This window comes from Sphingobacteriales bacterium (genome assembly GCA_016711285.1).
Lineage (GTDB): Bacteria > Bacteroidota > Bacteroidia > Chitinophagales > UBA2359 > JADJTG01.
Window position 1 is genome coordinate 41,074 of sequence record JADJTG010000014.1, and the last position, 14,715, is coordinate 55,788.

At 39.4% G+C, this 14,715-nt stretch carries 12 protein-coding genes; all 12 read right to left on the reverse strand.

Going from position 1 to position 14,715, the window contains the following annotated elements; all coding sequences use genetic code 11:
* Positions 1 to 106 precede the first annotated feature (106 nt).
* The 12 genes from IPL35_12880 to IPL35_12935 all read right to left on the reverse strand — a co-directional run bounded on the left by IPL35_12880 (position 107) and on the right by IPL35_12935 (position 14,711).
* Positions 107 to 3,445, reverse strand: coding sequence for a PAS domain S-box protein (locus IPL35_12880; protein MBK8444246.1), 3,339 nt, complete (start codon positions 3,443 to 3,445; stop codon positions 107 to 109).
* Entirely contained in the window at positions 3,433 to 3,981 is a 549-nt protein-coding gene (locus tag IPL35_12885; protein MBK8444247.1) for a heme NO-binding domain-containing protein, read from the reverse strand. Before IPL35_12885 ends, IPL35_12880 begins: the two co-directional genes overlap by 13 nt.
* Before the next feature lie 12 nt (positions 3,982 to 3,993).
* Positions 3,994 to 5,349 carry a sigma-54-dependent Fis family transcriptional regulator gene (locus IPL35_12890; GenBank protein MBK8444248.1) on the reverse strand — a complete coding sequence of 452 codons (1,356 nt, stop codon included), beginning with the start codon at positions 5,347 to 5,349 and terminating at the stop codon, positions 3,994 to 3,996.
* Between the two features lie 75 nt (positions 5,350 to 5,424).
* On the reverse strand, positions 5,425 to 6,501 hold the full coding sequence (locus IPL35_12895; GenBank protein ID MBK8444249.1) for an undecaprenyl/decaprenyl-phosphate alpha-N-acetylglucosaminyl 1-phosphate transferase: 1,077 nt from the start codon (positions 6,499 to 6,501) through the stop codon (positions 5,425 to 5,427).
* A 2-nt stretch (positions 6,502 to 6,503) separates the two neighbouring features.
* Positions 6,504 to 7,718, reverse strand: coding sequence for a DUF1972 domain-containing protein (locus IPL35_12900; GenBank protein ID MBK8444250.1), 1,215 nt, complete (start codon positions 7,716 to 7,718; stop codon positions 6,504 to 6,506).
* 130 nt (positions 7,719 to 7,848) lie between these two features.
* Positions 7,849 to 8,679 carry a glycosyltransferase family 4 protein gene (locus IPL35_12905; GenBank protein ID MBK8444251.1) on the reverse strand — a complete coding sequence of 277 codons (831 nt, stop codon included), beginning with the start codon at positions 8,677 to 8,679 and terminating at the stop codon, positions 7,849 to 7,851.
* A gap of 23 nt (positions 8,680 to 8,702) precedes the next feature.
* Complete coding sequence (locus tag IPL35_12910) at positions 8,703 to 8,939, reverse strand: hypothetical protein (protein ID MBK8444252.1); 237 nt, start codon at positions 8,937 to 8,939, stop codon at positions 8,703 to 8,705.
* Positions 8,936 to 9,907: a glycosyltransferase gene (locus IPL35_12915; protein ID MBK8444253.1), complete on the reverse strand. Its 972-nt coding sequence runs from the start codon at positions 9,905 to 9,907 to the stop codon at positions 8,936 to 8,938. The genes IPL35_12910 and IPL35_12915 overlap by 4 nt, the downstream gene beginning before the upstream one ends.
* Positions 9,892 to 10,155 carry a hypothetical protein gene (locus tag IPL35_12920; protein MBK8444254.1) on the reverse strand — a complete coding sequence of 88 codons (264 nt, stop codon included), beginning with the start codon at positions 10,153 to 10,155 and terminating at the stop codon, positions 9,892 to 9,894. Before IPL35_12920 ends, IPL35_12915 begins: the two co-directional genes overlap by 16 nt.
* Positions 10,155 to 10,841, reverse strand: coding sequence for an acyltransferase (locus IPL35_12925; GenBank protein MBK8444255.1), 687 nt, complete (start codon positions 10,839 to 10,841; stop codon positions 10,155 to 10,157). The genes IPL35_12920 and IPL35_12925 overlap by 1 nt, the downstream gene beginning before the upstream one ends.
* Positions 10,841 to 13,081 (reverse strand): hypothetical protein, encoded by a 2,241-nt coding sequence (locus IPL35_12930; protein ID MBK8444256.1) that lies wholly within the window; start codon positions 13,079 to 13,081, stop codon positions 10,841 to 10,843. Before IPL35_12930 ends, IPL35_12925 begins: the two co-directional genes overlap by 1 nt.
* A gap of 331 nt (positions 13,082 to 13,412) precedes the next feature.
* A complete protein-coding gene (locus IPL35_12935; GenBank protein MBK8444257.1) occupies positions 13,413 to 14,711 on the reverse strand; it encodes an FAD-dependent oxidoreductase in 1,299 nt (432 codons plus the stop codon).
* Between the last annotated feature and the right edge of the window lie 4 nt (positions 14,712 to 14,715).

Sequence of the window (14,715 nt, forward strand, 5' to 3'; positions counted from 1 at the left end):
TATACTAAGTTATTGATTATTAATGAATTATTAATTAAAAATATTTGTAATTATTCCAATGTTTGGAATTTTTTTCCATTTTTTTTAAGATATATCGCGATGGTTTTTACAAATTCTCTTTTTCTAATGCTGCTATAACAGTTTTTAGTTCAGAAATAAGTGAGCGCGAAAAATGTGTAAATTCTTCTGCTGACCCGATACTGAAGTCGTATTTTTCTATTTTTCTGACGACATCCTTTAATGATACGATACCCATTTGATCAATGCTCGGTTTTATTTTATGAGCTATTTTCATAATAATCGGGTAATCAGCTACCTCTAATTTTTCTTGTATAATTTCGCTGTTTTCTTTTGCTATATCTATAAAAAGTTGAACCATTTTTGCCACAAAATCTGCATTGCCTCTGCTCATTTTCTGTAATTGCGACAAATCATAGGGTTTGTTTTCTTTTATAGCAGCATTAGATTTATCATCTTGATAGGAGGAGGAGTGGGACTGGTGAATTTCGAGGCTCAATATATGTTCAATTTTTCTGAAAAAATCCTGTTCATCGTAAGGTTTGGTGATAAAATCGTTCATACCTTTTTTGAGGTATAGTTCTATGTCGTGTTTAAAGGCATTGGCGGTGAGGGCTATAATGGGGGTTTTAATGTTCAACTGCTCGCGCATGATGACTGTGGCTTCTACGCCGTCCATTATGGGCATTTGAATATCCATTAAAATAATGTCATAATTGTTTTTTTGAACCAATTCAGTGGCTATTTTTCCGTTTTCTGCCTCTATTGTTTCCATACCTAAAAAATCAAGACTTTGTATGGTAATAAAGCGGTTCATTTCATTATCTTCCACCAAAAGAGCTTTGTAGCCTTTAAATGCTCCTTCTTTGATTTGCTGGCTTTTGGAAACCAATTGCTCGGCATTTCCTATGGGCATTTTTAATTCAAAGCGAATGCAAGTGCCTTCATTTTTGCGGCTTTTTACTTCCATTTTTCCGCCCATCAGTTGGATTAAATCGTGCGAAATAGCCATACCTAAACCGGTACCTTCAAATTTTCGGTTGGATTCGTTCTGTTCCTGCGAAAATTTATCAAAAATTCTGGTGATAAAATCTTCGGACATACCTATGCCGGTGTCCGAAACCGCAAATTCGATGGTTTGGTATTGCGCGTCTTCTTCTAATACTTCTGTGTTGATCATAATGCTGCCGGTATGCGTGAATTTGATGGCGTTTCCCACCAAATTAATCAATACCTGCCGCAGTCGGGTGTCGTCGCCTATCAAAGCCGGTTTTATATCTGCGCTGACGTTGAGCTTGAAATCGAGGTTTTTTTCCATTGCCTGCGAATACATAATAGAGTGTACATTGTAAAGCAAAGCACTGGGACTGAATGTATTGGCAAAGATTTTCATATCGCCCGAATTGATTTTGGCGATGTCGAGTATATTATTTAAAATGGTGAGCAGATGTTTGGCTGAACCTTCGGATTGCTTGACGTAAAAGTGTTGCTCGGTGCTTAAGTTTTCTTTGGTGAGTTGTCGTATCATACCGATAATTACGTTCAGGGGCGTTCTGATTTCGTGGCTCATATTTGCCAAAAATAACTCTTTGGCTTTGGCAGCGGCTTCGGCAAAAGATTTTGCTTTGGCAAGCTCGGCTTCGAGGCGTTTTTGTTCTGTGATGTCGAGATGAATACCTATGCTGCCCGTTAATTGCCCTTTGTCGTTGTAGTTGGGTGCACCACTGATAAACCACCAGCATTTTTCGCCTTTTTTGTTGATGGCTTCTATTTCGTAGCTGTCGGATTTGTTGTAATTGATGCGTGTTTCGTTTTTATCGCGAATGGTATTTTTATAATTTTCAACCACGAGCAACTCCGCCGCTTTTTTACCTTTCAACTCTGCTAATGAATAGCCCGACATTTCGCAAAAACTATGATTGGCATAAATAACGACATCGTTTAGATCTACTTCCAATAAGCCCAAATTCATATTGGCGATAATATTGCGGTATTTTTCTTCCTGCAATCGGATTTGGTTTTCCCATTTTTGCCTGTTCCGAATATTAATAAGCATTTGCCCGAACAAAAAAAGCAGTCGTTTTTCTTTTTCGCTGTATTCATAATGATTTTTTACCGAATCAAAACCGACAAAACCCATTAGTTCTTTGCCATCTATCATCGGAATGGTCATTAAACTTTTAATACCTTGCGGTTCAAGGATAGATTTAAGCCCGCCTTCTCCGTCATCTTCCAGCGCGTCCACATCGGGAATATAAAATGCTTCGCCGTTTTTGTGCTGATTGGTCCACTGCGGAAAATACTCTATGGGTACTTCTTGCAGGTTGTCTTTTTCTGCCGTAATTCCATCATTACACCATTCGTAAGTGTTGGATGTTGTTCCTTTCGCGAAATCATAATCAAAAATATAGGCTCTGTCGGCAGATACGAACAAGCACATTTTTTGCAAAGAAAGATGGATAACGTTTTCTACATCTTTGGGATCTATATTGATATAAGTAGATGCAATATCAATCAGAGCTTCCTGCAATCTGACTTCTTGGTCTAAATTTTCCTGAGCGATAAATTCTTTGGTTCTATCTACAATAACACCGTCAATTCTGATTGGATTTTGCTGCTCATCGTAGATGTATTTTCCTTGATTTCTGATCCATTTAGATTTTCCAGAAGCAGTTTTTATTTTGTATTTTACTTTAAATGCCCCTTTCTGTTTGAGGAGGTTATTGATTTCGTCAATAATTGTCCGATTTTGAGACAGAATTATTTTTTCCCACAAAGAGAAATCTCGCAACAATTCGTCGGTTTTTATCTCAAAAACGGTTTCGATGGAGGGTGTGACAAATAATATTTCCATATTCGGCAGTATTATTGAATACACCACATCGGTCATTTCATTCAAAATACTTTCGAGTTGTGTTTTTGCATTGGTCAGCTCTTGGTTATTTTTTTTTATAATCCTCGATTGCTGGTCAATTTTTGAAATCAAGTCGTTCAGTTCGTTTCTGTGTACTTCTGATTGCTTGATGATGTGCATAAAATCAAACGTGACATCGAAGGGTGAGAAATCTGAAATAGTAATTTTGTAGGGTTTCAGCGTTTCAATATCATATACATACAGCGAGGCTAAAAGATATAAAGTGAAGCTGTCATTTATTTTTTTAAACAAGCCTTTCAGAATAAAACCGCTGTGTAGGTGTTTTATAAAAAAACCTTCGTTGGATTTTTGATAGAGGGCTTCAAAACTAATATCTTCCAGATAGGGTCTTTGGATAACGAAATGCTGGTCGAAAGATTCTCCGATAATGTCGCCGCTTATTTTATGCAAGGCATTGCCGAGCTGTCGGATACATAGTTGGGTGTCGAGCGCAAGAAAAAAAGGAAAAATTTCTTGAATGAGTTGTTGGTTGCAGGTATCTATTTTTTCCATTCTATGTATATAATTTCGTGGGTAGTTTCATTGGTTAGGGATTTGATGTGTTGCATTGAAACTTCTGTTGCAAACAATTTGCCCAACCCTGAAATCAACCCATAAACAAAATCGGTAAGTCCTTTTCTTTTAGACATATAATGCAGGTGCAGTGAATTTTCTTTTACATTGGAAACAAGAAATTCGGGCGGTGTCAGTTTTGGATACATCATCATTACCCGATTATGAAAAGAAGGCAGATTTTTTAAAAAAATTCCGAATTCTTCGCCGCCGCTTTCCAAAAGATAGCCGTAGTAATTTTTGCCTGTATGCAGTATCCACCACTCGCCAAAGGTTTTTAATACATCAGAGAGGCTGAGATTCAGTTCTGTAGCAATGGTTTGCGCCAAAGTGAAGGTGATATCGTCAGAGTAGTTTTGTGAACTGATAAAATATTCTACTTCTACTCCGGCTTTTTCTTTAATCAATTCCCATTTTTCTGCACCGTAATTTTGAACAATAAGTTCTTCAATGGATTTATTTACAATTCCATACATACCTTATTTGTATTAATGTGTTATTTTTATTTCTCCACTTTTCAGCATATTGTAAATTTTAGATTTTGCAATATCTAATCTTGTGGCTGCCTGTACGACATTTTGGTCGTATTTTTTCAAGAAATGTGTAATAATTTCTACTTCGTAATCTTTTAGCGTTTTTTCTTCGTCACTATAAACTCTGTTGTCGCCGATTTGGTAAAAAGTTAAATCTTCGGCTTTTATCTGTATATCGCCCGCCATTACGCAAGCCAAATCTATTACTGCTTTGAGTTCGCGCACGTTGCCGGGCCAATTGTATTTTCTGAGTTTGGTTTTGGCAGTTTCCGACAATTGTAAAGATGGGGTTTTATTATTTTTTGCGTATTCTTCTATAAAATACTTCGCCAATATAATTACGTCATTATCCCTTTGGCGCAGCGGCGGCAGCTCTATGGGCAAGCCGACTATCCTGAAAAACAAATCTTCCCGAAATCTTCCGGCTTTTACTTCTTCTGCGAGATTTTTGTGTGTGGCGGTGATGAGGCGTATGTCCACTTTTACAGCTTTGTTGCCGCCTACTTTGATGATTTCCCTTTCCTGAACAGCCCGCAACAGCTTGCTTTGCAGGGTGAGTTCGAGTTCGCCTATTTCGTCCAAAAAAAGTGTTCCACCCTGTGCTTCTTCAAATTTTCCGATTTTGGTGTGGGTAGCTCCGGTAAATGCACCTTTCTCGTGCCCAAAGAGTTCGCTTTCTGCCAATTCTTTCGGTATTGCACCCATATTAACGGCGACAAAAGGCTTTTTTCTTCTTTCGCTGTTGAAATGAATGGCTTTGGCATATACTTCTTTTCCCGTACCTGTTTCGCCGCTCAAAGATACATTGATGTTGGTATTTACAGCTTTTTGGAGCAGGGCAAAGGTTTTCTTTATTGCTTCGCTTTGCCCGATAATCGTATTTTCAAAGCTGAATTTCTGCCCCAATTGTTCTTTAAGCTCCTCTACTTCCTGCCGCAAAGTGAGGTTTTCGCGGATATGAATGATGGATTTCCAAAGATGCTCTTTGGTATGGTCATCTTTGATGATGTAGTCTTTGGCACCGGCTTTGAGCAAATCCACTGCCACACTGATTTCTTCCTGCGCACTGATGACAACAATCGGTATTTGCTTGTTGCGTGCTACAATCTCTTTGAGCAGTTTGTCGCCGCTGATGTCGGGCAGTCCAAAATCCATACAAATCAAGTCCGGTTTTTTGAACAGGTTATTCAGTAACTCTTTGCCCGTACTAAATAATTCTAAGTCATAATCAGGATTTAACCCTAAATAATGTACTAAAATCTGTCCATACCAAGGGTCATCTTCCACAAGATGTATTCGAAATGAAGCCATATAGCACTAAAGGTTGATATTTTTTTTAAATATCAACAAAGATTATTCCCTTTTTTGGAATATGGAAATGTAGGGCTATATTTTTGTTTCCATTTCTTTAATTTTATTGCTCCAATGAATAATTTTATGATGAAACTCTAATACAGTAGTTCCGATATAAAAAATTAAAATCATACTGATAATAGCCCACGTTATTCCTGACCAGCTATTGATCAAAAAACCAATAAAAATAATACAAAGTGTGGCACTCGTTAAAAGCAAAGTGATGCTTTTATGTTTTAATCCCAAAAATAAAATTAAATGATGCAAATGCGTTCTGTCGGCATGAAAAGGACTTAAACCTGCTTTTAGACGTTTTCTGAACACCCGCAACGCATCTAAAACCGGAATAATCAAAATAGCAACAATGCCCGTGAGTATCCAGGTAGATTTGCTGTCGTTGATAGTAGTGGGTAATAATGCAATGCTCGCAATGCTGATTATAAAGCCCAAAGTCATAGAACCCGCATCGCCCATGAATATTTTTTGGTTTCGGCTGAAATTAAACCTTAAAAATGCTATCAGCGAACCACCTATTGTTAAAAACAAAACACAAAAATTTTGATAGTTGTTGCTGTATGCAATAAATGCCAATACACCGACTGCTACCAACGCCAAACTACCTGCCAAACCATCTACGCCATCTACCAAATTAAAAGCATTGACAACGCCGCTTATCACCAGCATCGTGATGAGATATTGCTGCCAAATCTCTAATTCAAAAATACCCAAAAACCCGTAAAACGACTCGATGCGAATGCCTACATTGAATATATAATGTGCCAATATCAGTTGTATCGCTAACCGCAAGCTCGCTCTTATATCAAAACGGTCGTCTAAAACTCCGGTGAATAACAAAGCAGAGGCGGGAAAAAATATACTTTTTACAATGTCGGCATCTTGCCCTTGTTGTGAAAAAAAGGCATTCGCCAATAAAATTGTACTTATATACACCGCAATACCGCCTATCAACGGCACTTCGTTGGTGTGCACTTTGCGAAAATTGGGTTTATCGGTATGATGAACTTTTAGAGCAATTTTTCTCAGAAAAGGTATCAGCACCAACGACAATATCAGTGCGATAAACGGAGTAAAAAAAATAGTGTGGTTCATAACTAAAAAATTGACATTGTTTTGAGATGTGCTGCACCTTTTTCTAATAATTTTTCGTAAGAAAGAGCAGCTATTTCTGGCGCAACGGCGGGTTTTTTACTGACTTTCTGCGATTCGGCTATCAAAATTTTGTATTTCTGTGCAATAAGCGACCAAGTGTATCGCCGTTGTGCAATTTGTTGCATTTTTGTTCCGATGGATTTGAGTTTTACGGTATAAATATTTTGTAGCTGCTGTATGAGTTCTTCTTTATGGCGAAAATACAGAGCTTGATGCTCGGTAGTGACCCGATTGTAGGATACGCCGTAAGCCAAAATCGGCAACCCCAAAAACATCGCTTCTACCAAAGAAGGATTCGTACCTCCCGCAGAGTGTCCATGTATATACAAAGCAGCGTTGCTCCTGAGTACATCTAATCTTTGTTGATCATAAATGGGGTCAAAAATATGAATGTTGGAATGATGCCCGTAGGCGGCTTTGAGTTGTATGCCGTATGCACTCTTATCCCAATTTCCTACTATCACTAAAGGAAGCGTTGAAGTTTCGGCGAAGGCTTCTAAAATGAGATGAATATTGTTTTCGGGTTCTATCCTGCATACTTTAAAAGCGTAAGGATTGGTAAGAAAAGGATATTGTTGTATATCCTGTGAAGTAATGCCGACCTGCAAGGTATGGTCTGCGCCGTATTCTATAATTCTGCTCACAGTGCCGTATCGTGCGGCTGTATAATCTTGTATGGCTTCGTTGTCGGAAATGTCAATATGCGAATATTTTACTGCCATACTTTCTGCCCAAAATAAATACCACTTTGCCGGCAAATTCCACTTTTCTCTTTTCCACTCGATACCATCTATAGAAATGATGATTTTTTTGTTGGTAAACCAATACACAAAAGGCAATATCCAAGCACCTGCCACACCCAAAATCAACAACACATCAGCAAACAGCAAAGCGTGCAAAATCGCAATGGTATCGTAGGCAATACTTTGAACGCCATTGGCATCAAGCGGAAGATAATGGAGTTTTGCGCCTTTATAATGAGAACTTCGCTCGGGTTTTTTATATTTTTTGCCCGAACAATATACCGTGATGTCGTATTCGTCAGCGATGTTTTCAATGAGATGTTCCGTTAAAGTTTCGAAGCCGCCGTAATTTGACGGAACTCCCACCGTGCCTATAATGGCAAGTTTTGTTTTATCCTGTTTCTGCTTCTCCATATCAATCTAATTTACCAATGATAAAATCTAATGTAGTGCCAAAATTATAAATTACTGATTATCAATAATTTATAATTTTTATTAAAATACTAATACTCCATATTGTGGAAAATTTTGATTTGCCTTGATTTCAATTTATCAGAGTAGAATACGATAAAACTGCACGCATTTTGGCTTCTTTAAATAATTCCAACCGCTTTTTGGCTGCCTCGCTCATCATCTGATAGCGATTGTTGTTTTGTAAAATATATCTCAAAGTTTCATTGAGTTGCTGTCGGTTTCTGGAGTCCACACTACAGCCGCTTACGCCTTCTTCTATCACTTCAAGAATACCCCCCACCGGAGGCACAACAGCCGGCAGCCTATATGCCATTCCTTCAATGATAGTAAGCCCAAAAGTTTCTATCCAACCGTCGGGTCTTGATAAATTGACGATAATATCAGCCCACTGATAAAAAATATGTACATCCTGTTGGGCGGGATATATCAGAAGATTGTCGGGAATGACGCAATTGCGAAAAAAATCGTTAATATCTTCCTGTTTTGCATTCAGTACCAAACGGAAATAAAACTGCGGATTATCCTTAGCCAGTTGTAAAAATTCAAAAACGCCCTTATAAACTTTAAGTGAGCAAATCATTAATACATTTTGTGCTTGCTCTGTCGGTTTTTTGGGGAGTAATTTTTCTAAATAACTATCTTCAATGGTATTATATACAATACGATTGGGTACAGAACAAATGTTGTGTTGCTGCTGTACATACTTGGATACGTTGATGATTTCGGTGGCGGTAAAACGAACCATTCCAAATAAAAACCATTTTAAAACAGCCGGACTAACACTGCTTTCGTGTATGTGATAAATGACCTTTGCGCCTTTTATTTTTCCTAATAATGCCGCTCCGAAAGGCAAAACAGTATTGACATAAACAAGGTCGTTTTTTGTGATTTTATTCCACATTTTCAGCATCAATATAGCTTGGCTCAATGTATAATACAGCAGCCGCAACCAAGGGTTTTGTTTAAATTGATACCACCCCAGTGATACTGAATGCCCTGAATATCGGATAAAAAACCATTTTGATGCGGACTGGTATAGAGATGAATATTTTTTGCACCCGAACTTGTCCATATTTTTAATAGTTGGCTCAATACTTTGGGGCTTCCGCTTCGGTCGTTGAGCAAATGAAAAGCAAACAGGCGCGATGTCGGATTATTCATATTGCTGCATATATTTTTTGTAAGTGTTCGCCGCGTCTGTCCCAGTGAAAAAATCTTTCAAATCTTTGTCGTGCCGCCTTGCGCAGGTCGTTGCGGTGTTGGGGGTTCTCAAATAAATATTGCAGGGCAGCAGATAAAGCAACAACGGTGTCGGTATATGTTTTTTGTTGTGCAACGGCAATGCCACATTCGGAGTTGATAAATTCGCCGGGACCTTCGTTGTCAAGGCATACCACAGGCAAGCCGAAAGATAGTGCTTCTGCCACTACCATACCTGCACCTTCGTGTGAGGGAAATAAAAATACCGATGCTGTTTTAAATTCTTGCAGCAGTTCCTCCCTTTCTATCCAAGGAACAAAAGAAACCATAGCTTCTATATTGTTCTCTTTGACCAATTTTTTCAAAAAAGAATCTTCTGCACCACTGCCGATGAGCAAAAGCCGGCACTTGTTTTTTTGTTCGCGGGGTAGTTGCGCTGTCAGGTGGGCAAATGCCGAAATGCTGAGGTCAAAGCCTTTTAAGGGTACAAATCTGCCCGCAGAAATGACGGTAAAATATTCGTCTTCGTGGTCTTTTTTCCACCCGAAGTCCTGTGTAGCCACCGATGGCAGGATTGAATAGTCGGTTTTGAGGCGCAGTACTTTTGGGGCGGCACTGTTCATACACAAAATATGTGCTGCCGTTTTTTTGGTGCGTGAAAGGCTACAAGAAAACCTCCAAAAATATTGTTTTGCCAACCACGTCAGGCGGTCTTTCAGCCAATAGCTGCACCGATAGGGAGCAAGATACTGTGCCGGAATAAGAGGATGATGCCCCACAGGACCCCATACAAAAGGTTTGTTCAGTTTCCATAAAAAAGAAGGTGTCCAGTCGTTGTGAAAATTAAGATTATGCGCAATATCAAATTGCAACTTTGATTTTTTGATAAATGCCACCACGCCGTATTGCCACATCAAGTAATACAACATCGCACCTCGTCCGCCTTTTTCCAAAACCGCAGCCAATAGGGGAGGTCGTAATACAAAAATTGTATATTCTGATAATCATCATTCGGATTCTCTTGTTGATATTTTTCTATATGTATGCGGTTGTTTTCTCTGGTAATAGCAAAAACTTTATGAAAACGCGCTATTTGCAACACAAAATTCCAGCCCATACCGTCTTCTGAGCCTTTGTAGGGATTAATGGCATACGCCGATACTAATATTCTTTTCATTATCTGGACTTTAGAAGTTTAGCGGGAACACCCCCGATGACGGAGTAGGCAGGAAACGAAGCCGTAACTACCGCACCGGCGGCGATTATGCTACCTTCGCCGATCACTACACCGTCTAAAATGGTAACTTTACTGCCTATCCAGCAATTTTTTTCAATTTTTATACCTTTTCTGCTAATACCCTGATGACGAATAGATTGGGAGAGGTCTTGGCTGTTATGGTTTTCGGGGTGACAACTAAAGTATTGACCGATGATACATTCATCACCGATTTCAAGACCGCCGCCGCCGCCCAAATAAGCAAATTCGCCGATACCTACATTGTTGCCGATTTTGATAAACTCGCCCGGACAACTCAATGACGTAGAAACTACGACCCTGCTATAAGCACCAATTCCTGTATTGTCGCCGATGATTATGCCTTCTTTGCCCAAAGCACCGATATAAACTTGGTCGCCGAGTTTCAGGTATTTTCCGAATTTTATTTTTGGCGCATTGAACCATTGCACATTTTTACCCAACAAGCACATTTGAGGATTTTTACCATAAAAAAACCACCTCAGACCGCGCACCAAACTCCAAAAATTTGTCGTTGCAAATGAAATAATAGCGATGGTGTTCACCGAAGGGTGCAGGCTGAATTGCGGATTCCGCCAACGGACGATATGCTCAATGATGCTGCGCATTAGATGAGTTTTGCTTGAATTTGATTAGAAATAAAGGCTACCGTTTTATCCAAAGTTACATTTTCAATGGCGTGATACTGATGCGGGCATTGGTTGCCGAGTTGGTAGAATAAAGACAAGTAATCGCGGGTTAGTTTTGAAATGGTGTTTTCGTCCAATTCTTTTTTTCGGCTCAATATAATTTTGGGGTCGGCATATAAAAAGAAATTAAGATGTGGTTTTAGTATCAAAAAGTATCCCATTTTAAAAACCCATTGTGGTAATACGATATTGCTGCGCAAACTGTCGTTGATAAAATCAAAATAATAGCGGTCGTATAATACCACCTGACCTTGCAATACATATTTCAGATAGATATAAAACTGCCCTAAAAAATAATCTATATAATAATAAGAAAACCTGAGTAAAGAGCCAATAAAACTTTTGTTTTTACCTTGGCGCGGCAATTGTTCGGCGGCGGCTTTTTCTGCTGCTTCTTTGCCTTTTATCCAGGCACTCAAAATAGGCAACAAAGAAGGGCGATGCCTGATAACCACTACATTTTTTCTGAATTTTTTTTCCAATTCATATTTTGTTTTTTCTATAATGGTGGATTTGCCCGCTCCGTCCACTCCGCTAAAAGTAATAATCAGCCCGCGATTTGAAAAAACATTATAGATAGTGTCCAAAAAATAAGCGAGGCGATTTTTTAGCCCCGATATACCTCTGTTTTCCGGTCTGCTTTTTATAATATCTCGAAGTTGTTTGGGGTGCGGTTTGCCGCTCGAAATCTGATGGTTCAATACTTTATCCAACAGCACTTGCGAAGTGCGTATTGTAGTGCTATATTGTTTGTATTTGTCGGGAATAACGGCATTGTTAAGCCCGTAGAATAATCCGATAAACAAGTCTGTATCTCTTGCGCTGACATGTCGTATTCCGTCATTATCTGTTCGTGCGTGCTGAATCATATTATGTACATTCATATACTCTAAATGCTTTCTTTTGAGCTGGTGAATAGCATCTAAACTGAATACGGTATGATCGCGGGTTAATACGATTATTTTGCTCATTGCTATGCCGCTTCGCACACTGATTTTTGCTGTTAAGGGGTGATTTTTGAAGTGTTTCAGCAGCATAGATGTATCATTTTTCGACAACAGCAAATCAATATCCGAAAAAAGCGATAATTTTTCAGGTTGTGTCAGGGGGAGTTTTAAACCTGCATATTGAATATCGTGTAAATAATCAAATAAGTCCAGAATAACAAGTTTTCTGTGATTCATGCTGTTGCCTAATACATCGCTCAACGCCGTATTCCACACGTCCAAAAGCCAATAAATTTGTGCGTGCCAGTGTGTTTGTTTTTCGTATATTTCCAAATAATACAATACATTTATCAAAAGATATAAAGAAAGATAGTCGTTTGTTTCACTTTTTTTTATAAAAAAGGGCAAATAACTTTCTATCTCACTTTTTATTTGAGACCAATTTTTATGCTCCGAAAGAATACCTTTTTGTATAATAAAATGAAAAAAATCAAACCCCTCCGGATAGTTGCCATTCACTAATTCCCAATCATAAATATAGAGCTTGCCTGCTTCGTCGGCATACATGTTCCAAGGCGTAAAATCCCCGTGAGCTAAATTCACATTCAAATAACGCTTATGAAGAAGATGCAATAAATGACCCAATTTTTTCAGTATGCCTGAAGGAACTTTTTTTCTTGTTTGTTGAAGTTGTGTCAAACGCTCATTGAGGTGTAAGATATTATCCAACGCTTCAAAAGAAATATTGCGTTGTTCTATATTTCTCAGCGAAAACAGGGCTTTAGCGTGTTCGGGAGAAAAGGTATGAGTGCGATAATGATAACTTTTTTTATCCGATACCGACAGCGAACGCTCATCTTGATGCAGAAGTTTGGGAAAAGTAAAATTTTTAATGTCAGAAGAAGCTAATTTTTGCAAAACAGCTCTCTCTTTTTTTATAAGAGATATTGCCTGTGGAGTAATGGCTATTTTGGTAAATATACCCTTTCTTGTTTCGTCTTCTGTGTAATGGATATATTTTTGATTCGGACCCACAGTACCTGTAAATAATGCCCAATTATTATTGAAAAGATTAAGATTAAAATGGTGGGGGGGATTGATGAAAACAATTGCACGTTTGAATACCCATTTTTGAATATTGAAAGCAAAAACCAATTTGAGCAGCCAACTGAAAGCACCCGCTTTCCAGCCCTGAATATGGTAAAATTTCAAAATAAAGGACGTTTTAATCCAAGCGGCTAAACCCAACGAACACTGCCATCTCTGTTGTTGATATATTGTACTTCAAGTTGATGATGGTTGTGTATGTCTGCTGTGTCCTGATTAATAAACCCTATCGTTTTGAATACATTTTGAATGTTGCTCATAAAATCCAAATTTTATAAACAGAATATTCAAAATAATTGCCAATATTATAAATATATGACAATAAATTGTTTATAAATTATATTTTATATTTATTTGTTCCTTTTTTTGGAAATTATTTCTTTTGTGAAAAAAAACGGTTTTAATATCGAAAAAAATACTCAAAATTTACCGCACATTATAACTCCACCTGTGCCGCTTGCTCACAGAGATTGCGAATAGCGATGTGTCCGGTATAATTTCCGAATAAGCGCAGCGAGGGTGTTTCCTTTGCCAGTGCCGCCGACAACTTCGGCAGCTGCTCATACAAAGTCGGTGAGTAAATCGGAATGCCGTGTTGCCAGCGCGTGAGGTATGCCGCTTCCGAAGGCTGTGTTGCACCCAGCACGGCGGTGATGTCGGCTTCGGCGCGTTGTACCAGAGCGGCATCGGAGGCAGCCGCTAAAGTGCCGTCCATATCTCTGAAAATACACGTCAAACTCACCATATCGCTGCTTCGGGTGCGTTGCTCAAAAATACTGCTGTTGAACAAAATGCCCAAGGTGTTCAGCCCTTCGCTGCGTGCCGCCAAACACCCAAAACCGCCCTTGTAGCGCGGCAGTGCCGCCAAAGGATAAAACAAAGTAATGCTGACAATAGAAGCATATTGCACCTGCTCCAACAGAGCCGCCGCACTGCTGTTTTTGAGTAAATTCGCCGCCGCCGGTGCAGGCGTACACAGCACTATTTGCTCCCGATTGCTCACCGGAATATCTCCGACAGGAGCATTGAGATTTATATCATTTTTCAAATGCTCGTACAAGGCTTGCACCCATTCGCCCATTCCGCCTTTAAAACCCCAAGTACCAGAAGTCGGCGGTTTTTGCTGCTGTTTGTCGCGTTGTTGCCACAGCCCCCACGCCAAAGAGCGATGCTCATTGAGTGCTTTGGCAAAAGAGGGCAGCACCAACGGAAAACTCAACTCCTGCGCCGTAGCTGCATAAATACCGCCAAAAGCAGGCTCTAACAGATACCGCAATGCGCCCATTCCCAAAAAAGTACTCCCGAACTGCTCCATCGTCTGCGGCTTTTCGCGGTGAGGCGCGATAAAATTCCACAGAGCTGCTGCCGTTTCGCCCACCGACAAAGGAAAACGTTGCAAATGCCCGCCTCGCACGATATAGCGTTTTTTTTGTTGAAGATTGGGCGGCAACAACGACACTTTCAAATCATCGCAAAGGGCTTGTAGTGCCGGACTCCACAAAATGCCGTTGGCGGCGGTTTCTATCAAACCCTGTGGCGTGTGCAGCGTATTGAGCAAACCGCCCACACGCTCATTTGCCTCCATAATTTTTACTGCCACCCCTTTTTTTCGCAGATGATACGCCAGCAACAACCCCGAAATACCACCCCCTACAATCAAAGTGGCTTGTTTTTTTAGTGGATTTCCTAATACAGATGTAGGCAAAAATCGGTAACTTGCAGCGTTTTTGGACATAATT

Coding starts and splice junctions, on each gene's coding strand:
- IPL35_12925 (MBK8444255.1), bottom strand. CDS start 10,841: ATGCGCAGCATCATTGAGCATATCGTCCGTTGGCGGAATCCGCAATTC.
- IPL35_12900 (MBK8444250.1), bottom strand. CDS start 7,718: ATGGAGAAGCAGAAACAGGATAAAACAAAACTTGCCATTATAGGCACG.
- IPL35_12935 (MBK8444257.1), bottom strand. CDS start 14,711: ATGTCCAAAAACGCTGCAAGTTACCGATTTTTGCCTACATCTGTATTA.
- IPL35_12905 (MBK8444251.1), bottom strand. CDS start 8,679: ATGTGGAATAAAATCACAAAAAACGACCTTGTTTATGTCAATACTGTT.
- IPL35_12915 (MBK8444253.1), bottom strand. CDS start 9,907: ATGTTGTATTACTTGATGTGGCAATACGGCGTGGTGGCATTTATCAAA.
- IPL35_12910 (MBK8444252.1), bottom strand. CDS start 8,939: ATGAATAATCCGACATCGCGCCTGTTTGCTTTTCATTTGCTCAACGAC.
- IPL35_12885 (MBK8444247.1), bottom strand. CDS start 3,981: ATGTATGGAATTGTAAATAAATCCATTGAAGAACTTATTGTTCAAAAT.
- IPL35_12880 (MBK8444246.1), bottom strand. CDS start 3,445: ATGGAAAAAATAGATACCTGCAACCAACAACTCATTCAAGAAATTTTT.
- IPL35_12920 (MBK8444254.1), bottom strand. CDS start 10,155: ATGAAAAGAATATTAGTATCGGCGTATGCCATTAATCCCTACAAAGGC.
- IPL35_12890 (MBK8444248.1), bottom strand. CDS start 5,349: ATGGCTTCATTTCGAATACATCTTGTGGAAGATGACCCTTGGTATGGA.
- IPL35_12895 (MBK8444249.1), bottom strand. CDS start 6,501: ATGAACCACACTATTTTTTTTACTCCGTTTATCGCACTGATATTGTCG.